Annotated in this window: 18 protein-coding genes, 1 tRNA gene, 1 pseudogene and 1 riboswitch; of the genes and pseudogenes, 15 read left to right on the plus strand and 5 right to left on the minus strand. The window is 44.1% G+C overall.

From position 1 onward, the window contains the following. The first annotated feature begins 66 nt into the window (after nucleotides 1-66). The 9 genes from rnpA (at nucleotide 67) to ACDG22_RS02995 (ending at nucleotide 8,165) form a co-directional block, all read left to right on the plus strand. A complete protein-coding gene (rnpA, locus tag ACDG22_RS02955) occupies nucleotides 67-462 on the plus strand; it encodes a ribonuclease P protein component (protein ID WP_007565710.1) in 396 nt (131 codons plus the stop codon). Next, entirely contained in the window at nucleotides 459-680 is a 222-nt protein-coding gene (yidD, locus tag ACDG22_RS02960; protein ID WP_007565708.1) for a membrane protein insertion efficiency factor YidD, read from the plus strand. The genes rnpA and yidD overlap by 4 nt, the downstream gene beginning before the upstream one ends. Nucleotides 681-699: 19 nt before the next feature. Beyond that, entirely contained in the window at nucleotides 700-1,335 is a 636-nt protein-coding gene (locus ACDG22_RS02965) for a TatD family hydrolase (protein WP_007565706.1), read from the plus strand. Between the two features lie 75 nt (nucleotides 1,336-1,410). Further along, complete coding sequence (tyrS, locus tag ACDG22_RS02970) at nucleotides 1,411-2,703, plus strand: tyrosine--tRNA ligase (protein ID WP_007565704.1); 1,293 nt, start codon at nucleotides 1,411-1,413, stop codon at nucleotides 2,701-2,703. A 154-nt stretch (nucleotides 2,704-2,857) separates the two neighbouring features. Continuing rightward, the gene (locus ACDG22_RS02975; protein WP_007565702.1) at nucleotides 2,858-3,046 is read left to right on the plus strand and encodes a hypothetical protein; all 189 of its coding nucleotides are present in this window, start codon (nucleotides 2,858-2,860) and stop codon (nucleotides 3,044-3,046) included. 141 nt (nucleotides 3,047-3,187) lie between these two features. Then, nucleotides 3,188-3,997, plus strand: a complete 810-nt coding sequence (locus tag ACDG22_RS02980; protein WP_007565698.1) for a UDP-2,3-diacylglucosamine diphosphatase — start codon at nucleotides 3,188-3,190, stop codon at nucleotides 3,995-3,997. Continuing rightward, nucleotides 3,994-5,112 (plus strand): glycosyltransferase family protein, encoded by a 1,119-nt coding sequence (locus ACDG22_RS02985; RefSeq protein ID WP_007565696.1) that lies wholly within the window; start codon nucleotides 3,994-3,996, stop codon nucleotides 5,110-5,112. The genes ACDG22_RS02980 and ACDG22_RS02985 overlap by 4 nt, the downstream gene beginning before the upstream one ends. Before the next feature lie 75 nt (nucleotides 5,113-5,187). Continuing rightward, on the plus strand, nucleotides 5,188-7,242 hold the full coding sequence (locus ACDG22_RS02990; RefSeq protein WP_040311735.1) for an RNA degradosome polyphosphate kinase: 2,055 nt from the start codon (nucleotides 5,188-5,190) through the stop codon (nucleotides 7,240-7,242). A 2-nt stretch (nucleotides 7,243-7,244) separates the two neighbouring features. Further along, nucleotides 7,245-8,165 carry a Ppx/GppA phosphatase family protein gene (locus ACDG22_RS02995; RefSeq protein WP_007565692.1) on the plus strand — a complete coding sequence of 307 codons (921 nt, stop codon included), beginning with the start codon at nucleotides 7,245-7,247 and terminating at the stop codon, nucleotides 8,163-8,165. A gap of 64 nt (nucleotides 8,166-8,229) precedes the next feature. Here ACDG22_RS02995 and ACDG22_RS03000 read toward each other — a convergent pair whose 3' ends face one another. Continuing rightward, a complete protein-coding gene (locus ACDG22_RS03000; protein ID WP_270212581.1) occupies nucleotides 8,230-11,487 on the minus strand; it encodes a S41 family peptidase in 3,258 nt (1,085 codons plus the stop codon). Between the two features lie 132 nt (nucleotides 11,488-11,619). Here ACDG22_RS03000 and ACDG22_RS03005 point away from each other — a divergent pair. Both ACDG22_RS03005 and mutS read left to right on the plus strand, forming a co-directional pair. Beyond that, a tRNA-Gln gene (locus tag ACDG22_RS03005) sits at nucleotides 11,620-11,690 on the plus strand. Nucleotides 11,691-11,864: 174 nt separating this feature from the next. Then, a complete protein-coding gene (mutS, locus tag ACDG22_RS03010) occupies nucleotides 11,865-14,456 on the plus strand; it encodes a DNA mismatch repair protein MutS (RefSeq protein WP_022126178.1) in 2,592 nt (863 codons plus the stop codon). Nucleotides 14,457-14,565: 109 nt separating this feature from the next. On the opposite strand, the gene ACDG22_RS03015 is transcribed toward mutS, so the two are convergent. From ACDG22_RS03015 to ACDG22_RS03025, 3 genes are all read right to left on the minus strand, one after another. Then, complete coding sequence (locus ACDG22_RS03015) at nucleotides 14,566-15,015, minus strand: hypothetical protein (protein WP_007565689.1); 450 nt, start codon at nucleotides 15,013-15,015, stop codon at nucleotides 14,566-14,568. A gap of 54 nt (nucleotides 15,016-15,069) precedes the next feature. Next, complete coding sequence (locus ACDG22_RS03020) at nucleotides 15,070-15,441, minus strand: hypothetical protein (RefSeq protein ID WP_270212580.1); 372 nt, start codon at nucleotides 15,439-15,441, stop codon at nucleotides 15,070-15,072. Nucleotides 15,442-15,994: 553 nt separating this feature from the next. Further along, on the minus strand, nucleotides 15,995-16,648 hold the full coding sequence (locus tag ACDG22_RS03025) for an outer membrane beta-barrel protein (protein WP_270243672.1): 654 nt from the start codon (nucleotides 16,646-16,648) through the stop codon (nucleotides 15,995-15,997). A gap of 324 nt (nucleotides 16,649-16,972) precedes the next feature. On the opposite strand from ACDG22_RS03025, the gene ACDG22_RS03030 reads away from it, so the two are divergent. Then, complete coding sequence (locus ACDG22_RS03030; protein ID WP_270243670.1) at nucleotides 16,973-18,712, plus strand: tetratricopeptide repeat protein; 1,740 nt, start codon at nucleotides 16,973-16,975, stop codon at nucleotides 18,710-18,712. 12 nt (nucleotides 18,713-18,724) lie between these two features. Here ACDG22_RS03030 and ACDG22_RS03035 read toward each other — a convergent pair whose 3' ends face one another. Then, nucleotides 18,725-19,234: a flavin reductase family protein gene (locus ACDG22_RS03035; RefSeq protein WP_007570732.1), complete on the minus strand. Its 510-nt coding sequence runs from the start codon at nucleotides 19,232-19,234 to the stop codon at nucleotides 18,725-18,727. A 126-nt stretch (nucleotides 19,235-19,360) separates the two neighbouring features. Then, nucleotides 19,361-19,560, plus strand: a riboswitch (cobalamin riboswitch). A gap of 198 nt (nucleotides 19,561-19,758) precedes the next feature. On the opposite strand from ACDG22_RS03035, the gene ACDG22_RS03040 reads away from it, so the two are divergent. The 3 genes and pseudogenes from ACDG22_RS03040 (at nucleotide 19,759) to ACDG22_RS03050 (ending at nucleotide 23,037) form a co-directional block, all read left to right on the plus strand. Next, nucleotides 19,759-20,145: an ISAon1 family transposase N-terminal region protein gene (locus ACDG22_RS03040; RefSeq protein ID WP_007565224.1), complete on the plus strand. Its 387-nt coding sequence runs from the start codon at nucleotides 19,759-19,761 to the stop codon at nucleotides 20,143-20,145. Beyond that, entirely contained in the window at nucleotides 20,111-21,103 is a 993-nt protein-coding gene (locus ACDG22_RS03045) for an ISAon1 family transposase (protein WP_155162804.1), read from the plus strand. The genes ACDG22_RS03040 and ACDG22_RS03045 overlap by 35 nt, the downstream gene beginning before the upstream one ends. Next, nucleotides 21,087-23,037: pseudogene (locus tag ACDG22_RS03050) on the plus strand (TonB-dependent receptor). Before ACDG22_RS03045 ends, ACDG22_RS03050 begins: the two are co-directional and overlap by 17 nt. Nucleotide 23,038 lies beyond the last annotated feature (1 nt).

Raw genomic sequence — 23,038 nt, forward strand, 5'->3', positions numbered from 1 at the left:
GCACGGACTACAGAAATATACGGATTTCACGTATGAAACAGTAATCCGTGCCTAAATTATTTTATTATGGCAGAACAAGAAAAGCATACCTTTCCGAAAACAGAACGTCTGAGCAGTGTTATCCTGATAGAAAAGCTGTTTGCAGGCGGGAGCAAGTCGCTTCCGGCTTTTCCTCTGCGTATCGTATACATGCCGGTAGAAGGTGAGGAACTTCCGGCTGTTTCTGTACTGATAAGTGTACCTAAGAAGCGCTTTAAACGTGCGGTAAAAAGAAACCGGGTAAAGCGCCAGATACGTGAAGCGTACCGTAAACACAAGTATCTGCTTATCGATCCGCTGAAGGCTGCCGGAAAAAAAGCTGCCATTGCTTTTATCTGGCTGGACAATGAACTGCATGCTTCTGACGAAATAGAAGAGAAGGTCAAGAAATTACTTCAGATTACTGCGGAGCGTATGCTATGAGAAAGTTGCTGACATACTTGCTGTTGCTTCCTATTTATTTTTACCGGAACTGTATCTCTCCCTTTACTCCTCCTTCATGCCGTTTTACTCCGACGTGTTCGCAATATGCTGTAGAGGCTCTGAAGAAACACGGACCTTTTAAGGGGCTGTATCTCACGATACGGCGATTGCTGCGTTGTCATCCGTGGGGTGGATCGGGATATGACCCTGTTCCCTGAGCTTACTGTCTTTTACTGAATGTTACTGGATATTCATACTCATCGTTTGCTTGCTGATGCTTCGGCTGCCCTGTTGAGCTGTTGCATGCGTGATGTGCCTTTGCCTGAAGGGGCGAGATTTATCTCGGCGGGTATTCATCCCTGGTATCTTACGCGTGAGGATTATCCCCGTCAGCTGGAATGGGTGGTGTCTATGCTGAACGACCGGCGGGTAATCGCACTGGGTGAAGCCGGACTGGACAAGCGGTGTGATACGCCGTTCGATCTGCAGGTGGAGGCATTTCAGGCTATTGCTTTGCTGGCAAGCCGGCACCGGCTTCCGTTACTGATACATGCCGTCAAAAGCAGTGAAAAGCTTATCGCACTGAAAAAAAGGATGAAACCTGAAAATGCCTGGATCATTCATGGCTTCCGAGGGAAAAAGGAACTGGCTGAAAGTCTTGTCCGGCAGGGTTTTTATCTGTCGTTCGGCGAAAAATATCAGGCTGAGGCTTTGCAGGCCGTGCCAGCCGACAGGTTGCTGCTGGAAACGGACGAGAGTATCTGCCCGATAGAGGAACTATACCGGCGGGCTGCCCGTCAGCGGAATATCGGGGTAGAACAGCTCGTATCGGAGATACAAGAAACAACCAGCCTTCTCTTTTTTAATCAATAAAATTGGTTATTCAGAGAAAGAGTCGTACTTTTGCCTATCAATCAAATTATTATGTTAAACTAAGAATTTCATTCGATGAATTTTGTAGAAGAATTAAGATGGCGCGGAATGGTGCACACCATGATGCCGGGCACAGAAGAATTGCTGGAAAAGGAAATGGTTACAGCTTACCTGGGTATTGACCCGACAGCTGATTCATTGCATATCGGACACTTGTGTGGTGTGATGATGTTGAGACATTTCCAGCGCTGCGGACACAAACCGCTTGCCCTGGTAGGAGGTGCAACAGGTATGATCGGCGACCCGTCGGGTAAGTCACAAGAACGTAACCTGCTGGACGAAGAAACATTGCGCCATAATCAGGAATGTATCAAAAAGCAGTTGGGCAAGTTCCTCGACTTTGAGTCGGATGCCCCGAACCGTGCAGAACTGGTAAACAACTACGACTGGATGAAAGACTTCTCTTTCCTTGACTTTGCCCGTACGGTAGGAAAGCATATCACCGTAAACTACATGATGGCAAAGGATTCTGTTCAGAAACGTCTGAACGGAGAAGCTCGCGACGGTCTTTCATTCACTGAATTTACTTATCAGCTGTTACAAGGGTACGACTTCCTGCATCTGTATGAAACCAAAAACTGCAAGCTTCAGCTGGGTGGTTCCGACCAATGGGGTAACATTACAACCGGAGCTGAACTGATCCGCCGTACAAACGGAGGAGAGGTGTTTGCCCTGACTTGTCCGCTGATTACAAAGGCTGACGGAGGTAAGTTTGGAAAAACAGAATCAGGAAATATATGGCTCGATCCTCGATATACTTCGCCTTATAAGTTCTATCAGTTCTGGCTGAATGTGAGTGATGAAGATGCAAAACGCTATATCAAGATATTTACTTCACTGCCTAAGGAAGAAATAGACGCACTGATCGCTGAACACGAACCGGCTCCTCACTTGCGTGTATTGCAGAAACGTCTGGCAAAAGAAGTTACTATCATGGTTCACTCTGAAGCTGACTACGAAGCTGCTGTGGAAGCATCGGGTATTTTGTTCGGTAACGCTACTTCGGAAGCTCTGAAGAAGCTGGACGAAGATACGCTGTTGTCTGTATTCGAAGGTGTACCGCAGTTTGAGGTATCGAAGACGGATATCGAAGCGGGTATCAAGGCTGTAGACTTGTTTACTGAAAAAGCGGCTGTATTCGCATCGAAAGGTGAAATGCGTAAGCTGGTTCAGGGTGGTGGTGTTTCACTTAATAAGGAGAAACTGACTGCATTCGACCAGGAAATTACAACAGCTGACCTGCTTGATGAAAAATACTTGCTGGTTCAGCGTGGTAAGAAGAACTATTATTTGCTGATAGCGAAATAAAAAAGCTTATAACCTTATATGTATATTCTGAATCCCTTGCCCTTACGGGTGAGGGATTTTTTTGTTTCCGTTCTTAATAGAAAAGTAACTTCTTATACATCTCTACGTAACAGCATACCAGTACTTTTAGGTAGTTTTTTAAAAGAAGTCTACTATGAATATTATCTCAGGAAAATACGCAGTTTCGTGTACACCGGAAGGGAGTTATTACGCCTATTCACTCATGCACGAACAGTGTTGCGCTTACGGGGAAAGCGAAGAAGAAGCCCTTGAAAATCTGGAAACAATGGAGTCGGAGTTTCTGGAAGAAATAAATGAACTGTATCAAGAAGCTTGGGCATAAAATTACGACTATGAAAAATCTATTATCGAACGACCGGCTGAAAGCATATGCTGTTTGCCTGATTATGGTCTGCATCTCTTCATTGTATCTGTTTTATCTAGGGTATAATCTTTATCAATACGGACATTAAATAAGTTTAGCATGGAATCACGACGCAATTATCGTACGATTGTTCTTTCTGATATTCATTTAGGAACGTCTCACTCGAAAGTAGAACAGGTATGTAATTTCCTCAGTCAGGCTAACTGTGAACGGCTGATTCTGAACGGTGACATCATAGACGGATGGAGCCTGCAAAAATTCGGTGCCGGAAAGTGGAAGCCTCAACATACAAGGTTCTTCAAAATAATCATGAAGATGATGGAAAATTACGGAACAGAAGTAATCTATATAAGAGGGAATCATGATGATTTTATCGACAGCCTGGCTCCGCTGAAATTCGCCAACCTGAGTATTGTAAAAGAATATATGCTGGAAAGTAATGGAAGACATTACTTCATCACTCACGGGGATGTATTCGATAAGGTAACTACACAGATGAAATGGCTTGCCAAACTGGGGGATATCGGCTATACACTGCTGCTCTGGCTGAACAGCCAGTATAACCGCTGGCGAATCAAACAGGGAAAGCCTTACTATTCATTGTCGCAGGAGATAAAGCAGAAGGTGAAATCGGCTGTTTCGTATATATCGGACTTCGAAAAGGTATTGGCAGAATTTGCCCGTAACCGTCAGTGCGAAGGGGTGATATGCGGACATATTCATCATCCGGAGAATAAAATGATAGGTGATGTGCATTATCTGAACTCCGGCGACTGGGTTGAAACGATGTCGGCGCTCACTGAGGATGAAGAGGGCAACTGGGATATTCTGTATTATTCCGCTGACATGGATAAAGAAAATACAAACAACGAGAATATGGTTCTTACACTTATACCTGCTGCATCATGAAAGTAATATTTATTGTTCAGGGAGAGGGAAGAGGTCATCTTACGCAGGCTATTGCCATGGAAAGGCTTCTGACAAACAACGGATATCATGTGACCGAAGTACTGGTGGGAAAAAGCTTGTCGAAACGGCTCCCGGGATTTTTCACACGTAGCATTCAGGCTCCGATCAAACAGTTTTCAAGTCCTAACTTCCTGCCTACACGGGCTAATACACGGGCCAATATTCCATACAGCCTGATACGAAATCTGCTTAAGCTGCCCGAATATGTTGAAAGCATGCGCTTCATACACCAGCGTATCAAGAAAAGTGAAGCGGATATCGTAATCAACTTCTACGAACTGCTGACCGGATTTACTTATTTCTTATATCGCCCTGCCGCACCGCTAGTCTGTATCGGACACCAGTATCTGTTCCTGCACAAAGATTTCCACTTGCCTACAATTAACAAGACAGAGCTGTTCTTTCTGAATTTATTCAGCCGGCTTACGTCACTGGGAGCATCCCGGCGCCTTGCCTTATCTTTCCACTCGATGAACCCGGACAAGAAGCAAAATATTTATGTCGTACCGCCTCTGCTAAGACAGGATGTATTCTATCAGGAAGTCTCGCAGCATAATTATATCCATGGCTATATGGTTAATTCCGGATTTGCCGAGGATGTATACCAGTGGCATAAAGAATATCCGGACATACCTCTCCGGTTCTTCTGGGACAGATGGGAAGAAGAGCCTGTAAAGAGAATAGATGATACCTTGTCGTTCTATCAGCTGGATGATACGGTCTTTCTCCGGCAAATGGCAGGATGCAAGGCATATGCCAGCACGGCAGGATTTGAATCGATATGCGAAGCAATGTATTTCAGGAAACCTATCCTGATGGTTCCGGCACATATAGAACAAGAATGCAATGCATACGATGCGATGCAGAACGGGGCAGGAATCGTGGACGAAACATTCAATTTAAAACGCCTGCTTGACTTCAGCAAGGAGTATCAGCCGAACTTCAAATTCACTTACTGGGTACAGTCTGCCGAAAGCATTATTTTAAACGAACTGGAGAGTCTTGCTCCTACTCACTTTGAGGAACATATGTACATGGTGGAAGAATTTGTCTAAAATGTAAAAAATCTCTTCTTTTGTCATACACTTGTAACAAGAATGCATTTTCTTTACAAAAAAATATATTTTCCTATGACGCAGAAGAAAAAAGAACTTCCTTATCTGGAAAGAGATATCAGCTGGATGTACTTTAACCGCCGCATTTTACAAGAAGCGGCACGTCCTCATGTGCCTTTGCTGGAACGTATGGCATTTTTGGGAATTTATTCGAACAATCTGGATGAATTTTTCAGGGTGCGAATGGCAACTCAGAACCGTATTGCCGAATGTACGGATAAATCGACTTCACGGGAAAGTGAACATGCCAAAAAGTTGATCAAGCAAATCAGCAAACAAAATACGGAATATACCAAGATTTTTGAAGAAACAATCCGACAGACTACCGAAGATCTTAAAAAAGAAAATATATACTTGATTTCGGATACCGAAGTTTCCAGTGAACAACTGGATTTCATACGCTCATATTACAAGGAAAAGCTGAGCGGTTCGATTATCCCCATCTGGTTTTCTGCTATCAGATACTTCGACTTTGAAAATGACGAGAATATCTATCTGGCAGTGAAAGTCAGCCGTCAGCAGGGTACGAAACAGATTTCCGACTATGCCTTTCTTGAACTTCCGGTAAACATTTGTGGACGATTTATCCGTCTGCCGGATCATGAAGAGAAAAGTTATCTGATCTATCTGGATGATGTAATCCGTTGCTGCCTGCCTTTGGTTTTCGAGGGACTGGAGTATACGGATTTTCAGGCTTATGCCTTCAAGTTTACGCGTGATGCGGAAATGGAAATAGACAACGACCTGCGTACCGGTACGCTGCAAAAGATTTCGAAAGGAGTAAAAAGCCGTCGTCGTGGAGAACCGCTGCGTGTCATCTACGATGCGTGTATGCCTAAAGATATGCTCAGACGTGTCTTGAAGAAGATGGATCTGGACAAGCTGGATACGGTGATAGCCAGCGGACGTTACCAGAATCACAAGGATTTTATGAAGTTTCCCGATTGTGGAAGAAGTAATCTGAAATATCCTCAATGGCCTCCTATCCTGAAAAAAGAACTGGATGGAAACGACAGTATCCTGACCAAGATACAAAAGAAAGACCGTTTCATTCATGTTCCTTTCCACAGCTTCGACTCGTTTATCAGGGTACTTCAGGAAGCTGCTGTGAACAAACATGTGCAAAGCATTAAAATCACATTATACCGTCTTGCCAAAGAATCGAAAGTAGTAAAGGCACTGATGGCTGCCGCACGCAACGGGAAAAAAGTAACGGTAGTCATCGAACTGCTGGCACGATTTGATGAGGCCTCGAACATCAACTGGTCTAAGAAGATGCAGGATGCGGGAGTCAATGTAATATTTGGTGTTGAAGGCTTGAAAGTGCATTCAAAGATTACGCATATCAAGATGAAAAAAGGACCGGATATAGCATGTATCAGTACCGGAAACTTCCATGAGGGTAATGCTCGCATGTACACCGACTGTATGCTGATGACGGCTGCTCCACGTATCGTGAAGGATGTACATTCTGTTTTCGATTTCATCGAACGTCCTTACAATCCAGTCAAGTTCAAGGAACTGCTTGTTTCGCCAAACGAAATGAGAAACAAGTTCATTGCCCTGATCAACAACGAAATTAAAAACAAGAAGGCAGGAAAGGATGCCTATATCAAAATAAAAATAAACCATATTACCGATCCCTTTATGGTAAACAAGCTGTATGAAGCTTCTCAGGCAGGAGTCGATATTCAGCTGGTAGTACGAGGCAACTGCTCACTGATAACAGGCATAGAGGGAGTAAGTGAAAATATCCGGATAAACGGTATCATCGACCGATATCTGGAACATTCCCGTATATTTGTATTTGCATCGGGGGGAGAAGAGAAAGTCTTCATCGGTTCGGCAGACTGGATGCCACGCAACCTGAACAACCGCATAGAAGTCATTACACCTGTATACGATCCGGTAATAAAGAAAGAAATGAAACACATCGTAGAGGATGGATTTAAAGATACCATGCAGGGACGTATTGTAGATGGAAGCGGAAAGAATCTGTTCAGGGAGGAAGAAACTCCTTTCCGTTCACAGGAAGCATTATACAATCACTACCTAAATGAAAACATATAAATATGAATGAAAACGAAACTCGAAAAACAAACTATGCTGCCATCGATATAGGTTCGAACGCGGTACGGTTGCTGATTAAGGAAATAAAGGAAGAGCAAGGCAATGCTCATTTCTCTAAAGTACTGATGTTGCGTGTTCCACTCCGTCTGGGATTTGACGTATTCGATATCGGAAAAATCTCAGAAAAAAAGGAGAAAAATATGATCCGGCTGATGAAGGCTTTCCGCCATCTGATGAAGATTTACGATGTAAAACACTGCCGTGCATGTGCTACCTCGGCTATGCGTGATGCCAAGAACGGTATGGATATCATCAAACAGATAGAAAAAAAGACCGGTGTGCATATCGATATTATCGACGGACAGGAAGAGGCTAAGATTATATATAACAATCATGTGGAGCACATGGAAGACCAGAAGGGCAACTACATGTATGTGGACGTAGGAGGAGGAAGTACGGAAATCAACCTGCTGTCGGAAGGCCAGCTGGTTTGCAGCCGGTCGTACAACATCGGTACGGTACGTATGCTGAACAATGCCGTGAAGGACAGTGAATGGGAGCGTCTGAAAAATGATCTGGCCGAACTAGCTAAGTCGTACCCGCAGACCAATATCATCGGTTCGGGAGGTAACATCAATAAGCTATACCGTCTTGCCGACAAGAAGAACAAGAAGAAAATGACCATGCAGGTTTCCGTCTTACAGGAGTTGCACACACGCCTGAAAGCGCTTTCTCTGGAAGAACGTATGGAACAGTTCGGCATGAAACCCGACCGCGCGGATGTAATCATTCCGGCTGGTGAAATTTTCCTGACCATCGCCAATATTATCGGAGCCTCTTATATCCATGTTCCGGTTATCGGCTTGTCGGACGGAATCATCGACGAACTTTACTTGCAAAACAAAAACAATCAACCTGCCTGAAGCAGACAGACATAAAAAAATGCGGTGTAATCCACCGCATTTTTTTATTGACCATAGTCTGATATCATTTCTTATCTATTTCCTTCAGCAATTCGTCTACCGCAGCCTTCAGCTGTGTATCTTCTCCCTTGACAATTGTTTCAGGGGCATTCAGCACGTAGATATCAGGATCGAGTTCTGCATTCTCCAGGTAGCTTCCATCCGGCAAACGGTAACCTACTACAGGAATACCGAACACCAGTGTCGGATCTTGCATTCTCACCCAATTGACACTAGTCATTGTTCCCGGAACAGGAGCTCCGACCAACTTGCCTAAACCGCGATGCTTATATACCCACGGAGTACCATGTGCATTCGAGTAGTTTGCCTCACACTGCACCATAATAGAAGGCTTGTTCCAGCGGCGGCTCGGCATATCGCAGGCTTCGCGTCCACGGACTACCTGAGTAAAGTATTTCTTTCCGCTGAATAATATCTCGATATCTTCGTGCAGACGTCCGCCTCCGTTAAAGCGTGTATCGATGACGATACCTTCACAATTATTGTACTTGCCCAGAATATCGGAATAAACCGTACGGAAACTTCCATCGTCCATCGATTCGATATGCACATAGCCCAAACGACCGTTTGACCACTTTTCTACATCGGCTGCACGCTGTTTTACCCAACGCTGATACAATAAATCACTGAGCACTCCCTTGCTTACAGGACGTACAACTTCATCCCAGTGTTCTTTGGTCTGTGGATCGTACAATGAAACCAAAATTTTCTTTCCGACCTTATCATTCAGCAACGATGTATAGTCCTGATCTGCCTGAATGGATTCACCGTCAATCTTCTCGATGATGGTTCCAACTTTCGCACGAGTCGTTTTACGGTCGAACGGTCCTTTTTCTATCACTTCAGCAATGCGAAGACCATCACCGGTATAATCCCAGTCGTACAACAGTCCCAGTTCGGCAGTTGCTTCCGTTTTCATATCCGGATAATATCGTCCTCCCGTATGAGAAACATTCAGTTCGCCCAGCAGTTCACTCAGCATTTCAGCATAGTCATAGTTATTGTTGATATGTGGCAGGAACCTACGGTAAGTAGCAGTCATGGCATCCCAGTCTACTCCATGCATATTTACGTTATAGAAACGTGCCTTTTCCTCACGGTATACATTGTCGAACATATATTCGCGTTCGGCAGAAGGCAACATTTTCATGCGGGCATTGAATGTAACCGGCTTCAGTCCTTCGGATGAAGCATCCATTTTCTGCATAGTACCTCCGCCCAGGATAAAGATATTCTTACCTTCCTTATCCATTTCCATGTCAGCCCAGCTGGCATTCATCTTATGCAGCAACTTAGTTTCACGCTTGCGAAGATCCATCTTCCACATATCAAACCCGTCTTCGAATGCTGACAGGTAATACAATTTCTCCCCATCTTTCGAGATAATGGCCGAAGCTAAGTCAGAAGAATTCGGAGTCAGACGGATGATACGGTCTTCGATACCTTCCGTTTCTACCACAATATCCTTCACCTTCTTTTCTTCCTTGGCATCCTTATCGTCCGATTTTTTGTCTTTCTTAGAAGCCTTATCATCCTTTTGGGCAGCTTTTTCCTGCTCCTTTTCCAGTTCCTTCTGCAATTCGTAATCCTCCTTGCTCAGGCGGAACTTATCGTATGCATCCTGATTGAGGAAAGCTATCATCACATCGTTCAGCGAACCCCATGAAGCATGATTACGCATACCGTAACGCTCGGTAATGAACAAGATGGCATTTCCACCCATCACCCAGCGTGGAGAACCACTTGTATAGCCGCTGTTTGTCAGGTTAATGATCTGTCCCTTTCCGTCGGCACTGACCAAACCTATATCCGAATACGGATCGTGCTTGTTTCCGATAAACTCAAGTGTAAACCATTTGCCGTCGGGCGACCAGGAATAATCGAATCCTCCGAAACGGGTATACCAGGTAGACCCGTCTGTCACCTGACGAACCTTCTTCGTATCCAGATTAACGACCATCAAGCGATTACGGTCCTCTATAAAGGCAACTTCCTTACCATCGGGAGAGAACTGCGGATAATCACGTTCCAGCTTCTTATCATGTATCAGTGGCTCTTCCTCTATCAGAGTAGCATTAGGGAAGTTCAGATCTTCCTTCCGGCTGATTTTGGCAATATACAAATCACGCTTACCGTTTCTTTCGCTGGAATATACCAACGAACGGTTGTCTGCTCCGAAAGAAAGTCCACGCTCTGCTTCCGGAGTATGAGTAACCTGTTTGGTAGTTCCATATTCAACAGAAGTCACAAATACCTCTCCACGTACAATAAACGCTACTTGCTTGCCATCGGGAGAAACAACCGCTTCCGAAGCTCCACGAGTGAAACTATAAGAAACAGGCAATTCCTCATCATCACGAACCAGCGAAACAGCTACCTTTTTCGGTTTTCCATCCACCGGCTGTGTATAGATTTCCCCATCGTATGTATAACAAAGCGTTCCGTCATTTCCCATCGAGAGGAATCTCACCGGATTAGTCTTAAACGAGGTGACAGGCTGTATTTCTTTCGGATTATCCAAAGGGAAACGATAGACATTAAACGATCCGCCATTACGTTCACTCAAGAAATAAACCTGTTTGCCGTCAGGACTCAATACCGGATTACGGTCCTCACCAGCTACTTCAGTCAGGTTAGTATGCTTGCCGGTCTTTGTATCGTACATCCATACATCGCGAGTAATGGACGATGTATGATGCTTACGCCATTCACTTTCTACTCCTTTCTGATCCTGATACAAGAAGAAATCGCCCGACGGAGCATAGCAAACCATTTCAGCCGGTGTACCAAGCATCTGTTGCGTACGTCCACCCGCTACCGGTACTTTATAAAGCTCAGTCATTCCCGATTTCGGGAAAAGCGCACTCGAAGCCGGGTCCTGAATAGAAGCCGAGAACACAACGTATTTTCCGTCAGGAGTAAAAGTCGACGGTATTTCAGAAGCTGAATTCATAGTCAGTCGCTTGGCTGTGCCTCCGTCGGCAGGCATTATGAACAGATCAAAATTTCCGAAGCGGTCGCTGGCAAAAGCAATCTGCTTACCATCGGGTGACCACACAGGGTTCGACTCATACGAATCTTGAGAAGTAAGGCGCACAGCTTCCCCTCCGGCGGCTTTTACTTTATAAATATCCCCCTTATAACAAAAGACAATTTCTTTACCATCGGGAGAAATATTTACATCACGCAGCCAAAGCGGAGTGATTGCAAATGCTGAAAAAGAGCTAGCTCCCAAAGCTAAAGTTACTAACAGTTTTTTCATGAACATATATTTTATGGTTTTCGCAAAGATAAGGATTAAAGCATGAAGAGAAAAAAAAGTGAAAAATAATTTGGAATATATTAGATAAATCACTTATCTTTGCAGCGTTTTCGAGAGAAAACAAAGAAAGTTTGGACTATGGTGTAATGGTAGCACAACAGGTTTTGGTTCTGTTTGTCCAGGTTCGAATCCTGGTAGTCCAACGGAAAACAGCCACGAGGAGTCCCCGGAAGATTATTCTTTCGGGGATTTTCTTTTATATACCTCCCTTAAAAATATTTACGTATCTTTGCACCGATTTTACAACGTGATTATAAACAATAACTAAGAAGAAAGGATTAACCGTGGCTAAGGACAATGACGTGGTATTAACCCCCATGATGAAACAATATTTCGACTTAAAGGCAAAACATCCCGATGCAGTTATGCTGTTCAGGTGTGGCGACTTTTATGAAACGTATTCGGAAGATGCCGTAACAGCTTCCGAAATCCTGGGAATCACGCTGACCAAACGTGCCAACGGACAGGGTAAGACGGTGGAGATGGCAGGATTTCCGCACCATGCGCTCGATACATACCTGCCGAAACTGATTCGCGCCGGCCGACGTGTAGCTATCTGCGACCAGCTGGAAGATCCGAAAACAACAAAAAAGCTGGTAAAAAGAGGTATCACCGAACTGGTCACTCCGGGTGTTGCCATCAGCGATAATGTGTTATCGTATAAGGAAAACAACTTCCTGGCTGCCGTACACTTCGGCAAGACAGCTTGCGGCGTCGCTTTCCTGGATATTTCGACGGGAGAGTTTCTTACCGCTGAAGGGCCTTTCGACTATATCGACAAGTTACTGAATAATTTTGCCCCGAAAGAAGTCTTGTTCGAACGGGGAAAGAAACCGATGTTCGAAGGTAACTTCGGCAGTAAGTTCTTTACCTTCGAGCTGGACGACTGGGTATTTACCGAAGCGTCTGCCCGTGAAAAGCTGCTGAAACATTTCGAAACCAAGAACCTGAAAGGTTTCGGAGTGGAACATCTGAAGAATGGTATCATTGCTTCCGGAGCCATTCTGCAATATCTGGATATGACGCAGCATTACCAGATCGGGCACATCACTTCACTGGCGCGCATCGAAGAAGACAAGTATGTACGCCTCGACAAGTTTACGGTACGCAGCCTGGAGCTGATAGGCAGTATGAATGAAGGCGGAACCAGCCTGCTCGACGTCATCGACCATACCATCAGTCCAATGGGAGCCCGCCTGCTGAAGCGGTGGATTGTCTTCCCGCTGAAAGACGTGAAGCCCATCAACGAACGACTGGATGTAGTGGAATATTTCTTCCGCGAACCGGATTTCAAGGATTTTATCGAAGAGAAATTACATCTGATAGGCGATTTGGAACGTATTGTTTCGAAAGCTGCCGTAGGACGTATCTCTCCGCGTGAAGTCGTTCAGTTGAAAGTAGCCTTACAGGCGATAGAGCCGATCAAGAATGCCTGTCTGAATGCCGACAACGAAAGCCTGCGAAAAATAGGAGAACAGTTGAACCTCTGCGCTTCCATCCGCGACAAGATTGCCAAAGAAATAAACAATGATCCTCCGTTGCTGGTCAACAAGGGAGGAGTGATTGCTGACGGAGTCAATCAGGAACTGGACGAACTGCGTCACATTGCTTACTCGGGCAAGGATTACCTGCTGCAAGTACAACAGCGCGAAAGCGAACTGACAGGCATCCCCAGCCTGAAAATAGCCTACAACAACGTGTTCGGCTATTACATCGAGGTAAGAAATACACATAAAGACAAGGTTCCGGCCGACTGGATACGCAAGCAGACACTGGTCAATGCAGAACGATACATCACGCAAGAACTGAAGGAATACGAAGAAAAGATTCTGGGAGCGGAAGACAAGATTCTGATTCTGGAAACCCGTCTGTACAACGAACTGGTGGCAGAGCTTGCCGATTTCATCCCCGCCATCCAGATCAATGCCACGCAAATAGCCCGTCTGGACTGCCTGCTGTCGTTTGCCAATGCAGCCCGGGCCAACAAATATATCCGTCCGGTGGTAGCCGACGACGATATCCTCGATATCAAGCAAGGACGTCACCCGGTCATCGAAAAACAGCTTCCGGCAGGAGAAAAATACATTGCCAACGATGTGTATCTCGATACGGAAACGCAGCAGATCATTATCATCACCGGACCGAACATGGCAGGTAAGTCTGCCTTGCTCCGACAGACGGCACTTATCACCCTCATGGCGCAGATAGGTTGCTTTGTTCCTGCCGAAAGTGCGCATATCGGACTGGTGGATAAGATTTTTACCCGTGTGGGAGCCAGCGACAATATCTCGGTGGGCGAATCAACCTTCATGGTAGAAATGAACGAGGCGGCAGATATCCTGAACAACCTTTCGCCACGCAGTCTGGTATTGTTCGACGAGCTGGGACGCGGTACATCTACTTACGACGGTATTTCCATCGCCTGGGCTATCGTAGAACATATACACGAGCACAAGCGCGCCCGTGCCCGTACGCTCTTTGCCACACATTATCACGAGCTGAACGATATGGAAGAGAGCTTCCCACGTATCAAGAATTACAACGTTTCGGTGAAGGAAGTAGACAACAAGGTCATCTTCCTGCGCAAGCTGGAACGTGGAGGAAGCGAACACTCGTTCGGTATTCACGTAGCAAAGATGGCAGGTATGCCCAAGACCATCGTGAAGCGTGCCGACGAGATTCTGCACCAGCTGGAAAAAGAAAACCGACAGGAAGGCATGTCATCGCATCATAAGGTAGAACCTAAAACAGTTCATCAGGACGGAGTACAGCTGAGTTTCTTCCAGCTCGACGACCCTGTACTGTGCCAGATACGTGACGAAATACTGAATCTGGACGTAAACAACCTGACTCCACTGGAGGCGCTGAACAAGCTGAACGATATAAAGAAGATAGTAAGGGGGAAATAATACCCTCTACCTGCATATTATGATTCCCTGTGCTGCCGGAAAATGATACTCCGGCAACACAGGGAATGTTTATTTGTCACACCTGAACTTAAAAAGTAAACCCGGCTCATTACCTGTTTCTTTCTCCCTGCAATTTCCATTTCTTTATCTGGAATACAACAAACAGCAGCAAAGTCAATACACACTGCACACACAAAACAGCAGACATCCACCCTAAACTATACCCAAGTTGCATTGACAGCGCTACAGCTAAAGTCGGAACAAGCGGCAATAATATCCAATACACTACCATACAAAATCGAAGAATCTGTCTTAAACCGCGATTCATACCGCACAACGCCGGAAAATAACGTTCAATAGAATCGATGAAAAACAGTTTCTCCCATGTGTACGTCTTTCTCTTTATGAGAAAAATAAGATGTATCAGCAATACCAGTTCGACAACCCAATAAAAGAATTCAAATTCAGGATAGTAGTCGCCAATGAAAGAAGTGACATAAACTACATCCACCAACAGCAAAAGAAGTAAAGCTATAAACCACATAAATGTATAAAACATAAATTATTAACATATAACCAGGAGAATATACTTGGTGAATTCTTAGAACTCATGTTAAGACTCGCATTTACATTTCTTACTGATTATTTCCACCAAAGTATATTCATCATAACCCAAAGCATCAGGACAATTCTTACAGTCAGGAGAAATATGTCTAACAAAAACCTTAATCATATATTCAAAACCTTCCTCGTATTGTTCATCGAAACCTTCTATATTAGAGATATGAAAGCGATTTCCTTCAGAATCGGTCACAACATATCCGTAGTCTTGTGCCCCTCCAAAAGGAAGCAGATAAAATAATTCCTTATAGGCTTCTACATTTAAAACCTCAATCTTTATCGAATTTTCTTTACTACAAGAAAAGAGTAAGCTTAGAAACAATAATACCACTCCCAATCCATTTATAATAAATCTAATTTTCATATTTTAGATAGAAATAAACGTTTCACTTCTAACATCTGCCGGATATTCAAATCCATTAGGAATTTTAATTTTCAAATTATTAATAAAAAGTTATTCCAAATCTAGAATAATAAGTAGTCGCCAATGAAAGAAGTGACATAAACTACATCCATCAACAGCAAAAGAAGTAAAACTATAGACCACATAAATTTATCGTATTTGTTAATTATCAATTGAACTTACCCTTTCCATAGATCAAAAATCCAATATAACCTTGTATCAATCCAATCGAAACAGCAGATATTATTACATTCCAATCTCTACTTAAATTCAAAAAAGATAAACCTATAGATACAACCACATAAAGAAATGTACCGCATAAAACAAAAATCAGAAACTTTTTCATCGAAAGGTAATTTAGAATTAGGGTAGAATTTATTAATAATAACCTTATATACTGTTCCTTTCAAAACATCCTAAGGAATGCAGCTGAATTTTTTCAGCCGGACAACCCTGTGCTGCCGGAAAACAATACTCCGGCAACACAGGGAATGCTTATTTACTACACTTAAACTCAAAACGGAACCCGTATGCCCGCCATCAGTCCGATGCTCTTGAAACTCAGCTTATACGGGTCGTGCATCTCCTCTTCGGTAGTTGTACCTTGCGATTCCACCTTACTCTTCTTGATATCAGTCGTTCCAAAGCAACCGATATTGGCAAACACATCCAAATGAGACAACACACGGTAAGAAACACCGCAATTTATATTTACTCCCCAGGAGTGTGCAGTCACCTTATATTCCGTTTCGTCCTGCCAACCTTTATTGGTATACCACAGATAACCGCCTCCGTAACTGACAGACAAGATGCAGCGGTCGGATATATCACAACTAAATTTCATCTGGGGACCCACGTAGTTAACCTGAATATCTTCGGATACCAGTGCAGGACCTACCGAATAATTGCCAGAAGTAGAGAAGTTGGTGTACAAGGCTCCTATACCAAACCTTTTGGAAAACTTGTAAAAGGCATCCACACTGCCCTGAATGCCTCCATCATAATTACCCCGATAATGCAATCCGTACGGAGATAGATTCGAATTGAGCAACCAGCCATAACCTATTCCTGCGGAAACTTCTACCTTTTCAGCGTGGGATGATTTAACTTGGGCATGCAAGGAGCATGCAAGAAAAGTAAACAGAACTACTAGATAAACGTTTTTCATATGTATAATGATTTGATTTAATATGCCGGAGCAATATATCGCTGTCATATAAACAGTTTCTGATTACCACTGTTCGTTATCACAAAAATACCATATTAATAAACATCATACAAGGAAAAGAGGGTGACAAAAGGTAGACATCGACAAAGAACCAATATATTGATAATCAAAACAATAAATAATTTTTCAAAGAAAAAGGTAGACACAATGAAAAGAACGAGTGCGCGTACTGCTTTTTAAGGTGTATTTTAAGCAATTTTCAAGCAATTCACCAATAAAACAATCAAATTATTTATATTTGTAATAGTCTTACAAACATTCAGTATGAAAAATAAAACACTCATCATCATTGTCATCATAACAGCAACCGCAGCCGCCCTTTCACTCGGCATTTACCAGAAAAGGACACACCAGATAAATGCTTCACTACTGCAAATTGAGCAACTGATGTATGAAAGACCCGACAGTGCCTGGAAGATACTACAACACATGCCACCCATTTCGCAGGTACGTAAAGAGGAACAGGCACTCCATGCACTGCTATTCACGCAGGCACAATATAAAAACCACATTCCGGTGAAAAGCGATTCACTGCTCCGGATAGCGGAAGCATACTATCGGACAAGCAGCGACTCCCTGCACAAGGCATGGACACTTTTCTATTTGGCACAGTATTACAGGGATTCGGATGAAAAGGAAAAAGCACTCTCATATTTTCAGCAGGCGAATATAGCAAGCCGGAATATAGAAAACAATCAATTCAAGTTCCTGCTCAATTTACACTGGGCAGGTCTATTAACTAACGAAGATGCCTACGAAAAGGGAATCGAAAAATATCAAACGGCAAACAGATACGCTATTTTACTGAAAGATACCTTAAAACAAATAAACCTATATGGAAAATGGGGATGGTGTTGTTTGCTAAAAGAAGAGGATGAACGTGCAGACAGCCTATTTAATGTCGGATTAACATTGTCCGCAACTACAAAAGACCGAATTTACGACAAATATCTATTAAACCGTTTATCTTTAACGGCAAGAGAAAGAAAAGATTACAAACGGGCACTGGAACTGGTAAACCGCAGTTTATCGCTCGCAAAGGATTCCACCGAGCTATATCCGTTATGGGGTAATAAGGGAAAAATCTTGCTGGAGATGAACCAATACGATTCGGCACACTTCTATTTAAGCAAGGATACGAGAGATTATGATCCATATTTCAGAGTATCCCGCTATTTAGACTGGAGTATATACGAAGAAAAAATAAAAAATCTTCCCAAAGCGCTGGAATACAGCAAGCGGTATGCCGAACTGCTGGATACCATCTATCAAGAACGGCTGGATTCTAAAGTGGCAAACCTCCAGCACAAATACGACTACTCCTTGATTCAGAGTGAAAACAAGCTGCTGAAAATCAAACGACAAAGACTGTATATATCACTGACAGCCATCTGCATGGCGGTACTGACCGTAGCTGTTATATTCTTCTATAAACGCAGGGAAGAGAAGCGTAAACTGGCAGAACAGATGCAATCAAAAGACGACCTGATGAAGGAAATGAGGCTGCAACTGCAAGAAAAGACCATCGACCTGCATGCTGCACAGGAAAAAATCATCGAAAAGGAAACAGCTCTGGACAAAGAACTTTCACAAAGGGAAAAGATGAGAAGCGAATACTCTTCAAAGGAGGCTGCCATGAGAAAGGAAATCCTGCGCCACAGCGAAATCATCAGAAAAATGGAACAGCTCAATAAAATGAGCCAGCAGGATAAAATACAAAGCCGGTCGGTAGTGCTCTCCGACGAGGAACAGGACAATCTGGCGGAAGTTATAAACATCTGCTACAACAACTTTACCGACCGGCTTTGGAAAAAGTTCCCGACACTGACAAAGGCGGACATCTCGCTTTGCTGCCTTATCAAAATCGGCATCTCAAACAGCAACATGCTTTACCTGCTCGAAACCAATAAGGTCGCCTTGAAGAAACGGAAAAACCGCCTCAAACACGACAAGATGGGTATGGACGAAAACGATTCGCTGGATGAGTTTATCATGGAATTCTGACAAGCATTATGCTCACTCTTTCACCCATACATGTTCTATCTCTACGACATACATTTTATGGAATCCGCCATGTCCTTCGCCGTACCAGCGGCTTACCAGTGAGGCATCGATAAACTGCTCGGGCTTTATCATATCGGCATACAGTTTTCTGCATTCCAGTACCATACGTGCCTGCTCGTAGGCAATGTTTCCTTCGGGAGTGGCAAAAGGTTTCAGTCCGGTAGCCGCTACCTTATCAATGTCGCGCCCAGATTTGGAACCACAGATTTTATGTATATCTTTATGCTCTTCGCCCAGGAAAGACAGGGTAAGCGTTTCTCCCTCTTCAATAAACTGGTAGGTATAACGCTCGGGACGGATGAAAATAAAGGCTACGGGCTTTGCCCACAAAACACCGGTTCCGCCCCAGCTTGCCGTCATCATGTTAAACTTTTCCTGTGTTCCGGCCGTTACCAGCATCCATTCCTTACTGATAGCGTCGAACATGTTATCTTTCAGTTCCGATACATTTATTTCTTTCATACATGCATATATTTAATGATTCATTCAGACAAAACTACTAAAATTATCGGTATTCTCCGACAAAAGAGTTCTTAATACAAAAACATTTTCAAAACAAAAAAACTGTATTAAAATTCAGAAAAATAAATTATCTTTGCCATCGATTGGTTCCGGAAGGTTGTTTCGACCCGACGGATTAAAAGGGAATCGGGTGAAAGTCCCGAACAGTCCCGCTGCTGTGAAGCTCATCAAGCACGTTGACAATTACTCATTGCCACTGGATAAAACCGGGAAGGTGTCAAAGCGTGTGAGTCAGTCAGAAGACCTGCCATCGTTTTTATTAATTAACCGAACTCGGGGGATAGGACGGTTGAACGTTTTACATAATGCTTAATAAACTTTGCTATTCAGTAATGTTTACCCTGCTGGTGTGGGGTATAAACATGTGTGCACCCGTACATGCACAAAATAAGTTAGATAGTGGGTCAGTAGAAATTTAGTGGGGATTATTTTTTATACTCGTAAAGTATTGCTTACTTCGCATTATGAAAAACGATTATTTGAATATGCTAGCCAGCCTCGTGTTGCCGGCTCAGATATTAGATTACTTTCTTATCTCTGGAGTTGAACAAACCTCTCAAGAGATTCATATTAGTCTGGATGAAAAGATGAATTCCAAGTTAAGCAATGACGAACATTTTGAATCCAAAGGTTTTATGGAAGCTGTTAATGTGACAGACTTTCCCATACGGGACCATAAGGTAATCCTCAAGATCAGACGTCGTCGTTGGACGGACTTGCGCACAGGTAAAAGTTTCAGTATTCCCATCGACCTCGATGTTGTAGCCAAGGGAACCAGATACTCCAAAGAATTTGGGGCTTTTTTAAAAGAAACGTATGGAGACATCCCCAGTGACCTGCCGTACGCTTGAGGAATTCTATCATATAGATGGTCATACATTTGAAAAACAGTACAAGGAGGTTCTCAGCGGATATCGTAATTGGGAACAGTTATCCCATGCCGGTGAATGGATGCTGTTTCCGGAAAATATGGGACCGTATCTGGCGATTGACGAGACCTCACTCTCCAACGGTGAACTTTACACCTTTGTAACCAACCGTGATGCCTGTACGAGAGAGTGCTCCCTGGTAGCTGTCGTGGCAGGAACTAAATCAGAGGATGTAATAGCTGTACTGCAACGAATTGACGAGGAAAGCCGTTATGCCGTTAAAGAAGTGACACTTGACCTTTCAGACTCCATGCGCAAGATTGTACGGACTGCATTTCCTGAAGCCAGCCGTGTGATAGACCGTTTTCACATTCAGAGATTAGCTTGTGATGCTGTGCAGGAATTACGCATCAAACACCGTTGGGATGCCATACAGCAGGCCAATGAGGAAATGGAAGAAGCTAAGCGGAAGAACGAAGATTATGTCCCATACCGATATTCCAATGGCGATACCCGTAGGGAATTACTTATACGCTCCCGGTATCTGCTTTTCAAGTCAGCTGATAAATGGACAGAAAAACAGAAGCAAAGGGCAGCAATCCTATTTGAGGAATACCCTGACATCAAAAAGGCATACGGTTTGTGCCATTCCCTGCGGATGATTTTCTCTAAGAACACCATAAAGGACGCTGCACGTCTGGCTATGGCACGATGGTATAATAAAGTAGAAGAAGCAGGGATGCATTCTTTTAATGTCATTGCTGCTACTTTCTATGAGCACTATGATGAAATACTGAATTTCTACAACCATCGTTCTTCAAATGCGATGGCAGAATCGTTCAATGCAAAAATTAAACTGTTCAGAGCAAATCTAAGAGGAGTAGCTGATAAGAAGTTCTTTTTATTCCGCATTGCGAAGCTATATGCGTATCCCCACTAAATTTCTACTGACCCTAGATAGTCTTCAACATCTGAACGAGGTTGTTGTGACGGCGCGTGCCGTACAGAAAGAGATTTTTCCGGTACAAGAGTTATCGGGCAGGCAGCTTCATCAGCTCAGTTCGCACAACGTGGCCGACGCATTGCGCTATTTTTCCGGCATACAGATCAAGGACTACGGAGGAGTAGGGGGGACTGAAAACGGTGAATATCCGGAGTATGGGAACCAACCATGTAGGTGTGTTCTACGACGGCATCGAGCTGGGAAACGCACAAAACGGTACGGTCGATCTGGGAAGATTCTCGCTCGACAACATGGAGTCTGTCACGCTGTACAACGGGCAAAAGAGTGCCATCTTCCAGCCGGCAAAGGATTTCGGCTCGTCGGGTTCCATCTATTTACAGACACGGACGCCTCAGTTCGAAGAAGGAAAGAAGTATAACGTAAAGGCTTCGTTCAAGACAGGTTCGTTTGGTGTGGCAAATCCATCCATACTATGGGAGCAAAAGCTTGGAGAACAGATAAGCAGTTCGTTCAGTGCCGAGTATCTTCACTCGTCGGGCAAGTACAAGTTTACTTACCGCATGCAGGAGGGATATGATACGACAGCGGTACGGCAGAACGGTGATCTGAATGCTTTGCGCGTGGAAGGAGGGCTGTTCGGACGAATTAATCAGGGATACTGGAAAGCGAAAGCTTATCTGTACAACTCGGAACGGGGATATCCGGGAGCTATCGTCCGCAACAAGTTCTCGCACGAGGACCGCCAGTGGGATACGAATTTCTTTACTCAGGGTACATTCAAGAAGGACTTTACACAGTGGTACAGCCTGCTTGCCAATGCAAAATATGCATACGACTACCTGCATTACCAGGCCGATCCTAACAAAGACGAGTCGCTGATGTATGTCAACAATCATTATTACCAGCAGGAAGTGTACACATCGGTAGCCAACCGCTTTAATCTGTTTCCGTGGTGGGAGGCAAGCTTTTCGGCAGATTATCAGTTCAATCTGCTGAATGCCGACTTGCGTGACTTTGTGTATCCGCGCCGGCATACACTGCTGGCGTCCATCGCTACGGCCTTGCGCTTCAAGCAAGTAGAACTTCAGGCCAGTCTGCTCGAAACGTACGTACACGATACGAGTTCGGGGACACCTGCTCCCGACAAGCAGAAGCTTACTCCTTCATTTTTCGTATCGTGGCGGCCTTTCCCGCAAAGCGGACTCAATCTGAGAGGTTTTTATAAACGTATCTTCCGGATGCCTACGCTGAACGACCTGTATTATACGTTTGTAGGAAATATCAATCTGGAACCGGAGTTCACTACGCAGTACGACTTAGGATTTACGTACAGCCGTACTTTCAACGGTACGTGGCTACGCTCGCTGGAAGTCCAGACGGACGTATATTACAATGAGGTGGAGAATAAAATCGTAGCCACTCCTACATCAAATTTCTTCCGCTGGACGATGGTCAATCTGGGAAATGTGGAAATCAGAGGGGTAGATGTTGCGCTTCAGACCGGCTGGAAGATCGGACGTGAGCTGACGGTAAGCAACCGGATCAATTATACCTACCAGCGGGCACAGGACTTTACCGACCCTAAAAGTGAGTTTTACGGAGGGCAGATTCCGTATATCCCCTGGCACAGCGGTTCGGCTGTGGTAAACCTGCAATGGCGCTCATGGGAAGCCAGCTACAGCTTTATCTATACCGGAGAGCGTTATTCTTCGCAGGCGAATATTCCTTATAACTATCAGTTGCCGTGGTACACCAGCGACTTCTCGGTTTCCAAAGGACTGAAGGTATGGAAGGGTGACCTGAAACTGACGCTGGAAGTAAACAACTTATTGAATCAGCAATATGAGGTAGTGACCTGCTATCCGATGCCCGGAACCAACTTCAAGCTGATTGCCCAATATAACTTTTAAT

Origin of the sequence: Phocaeicola coprocola, from assembly GCF_041333015.1 — a bacterium.
In the GTDB taxonomy this organism is placed as follows: Bacteria; Bacteroidota; Bacteroidia; order Bacteroidales; family Bacteroidaceae; genus Phocaeicola; species Phocaeicola coprocola.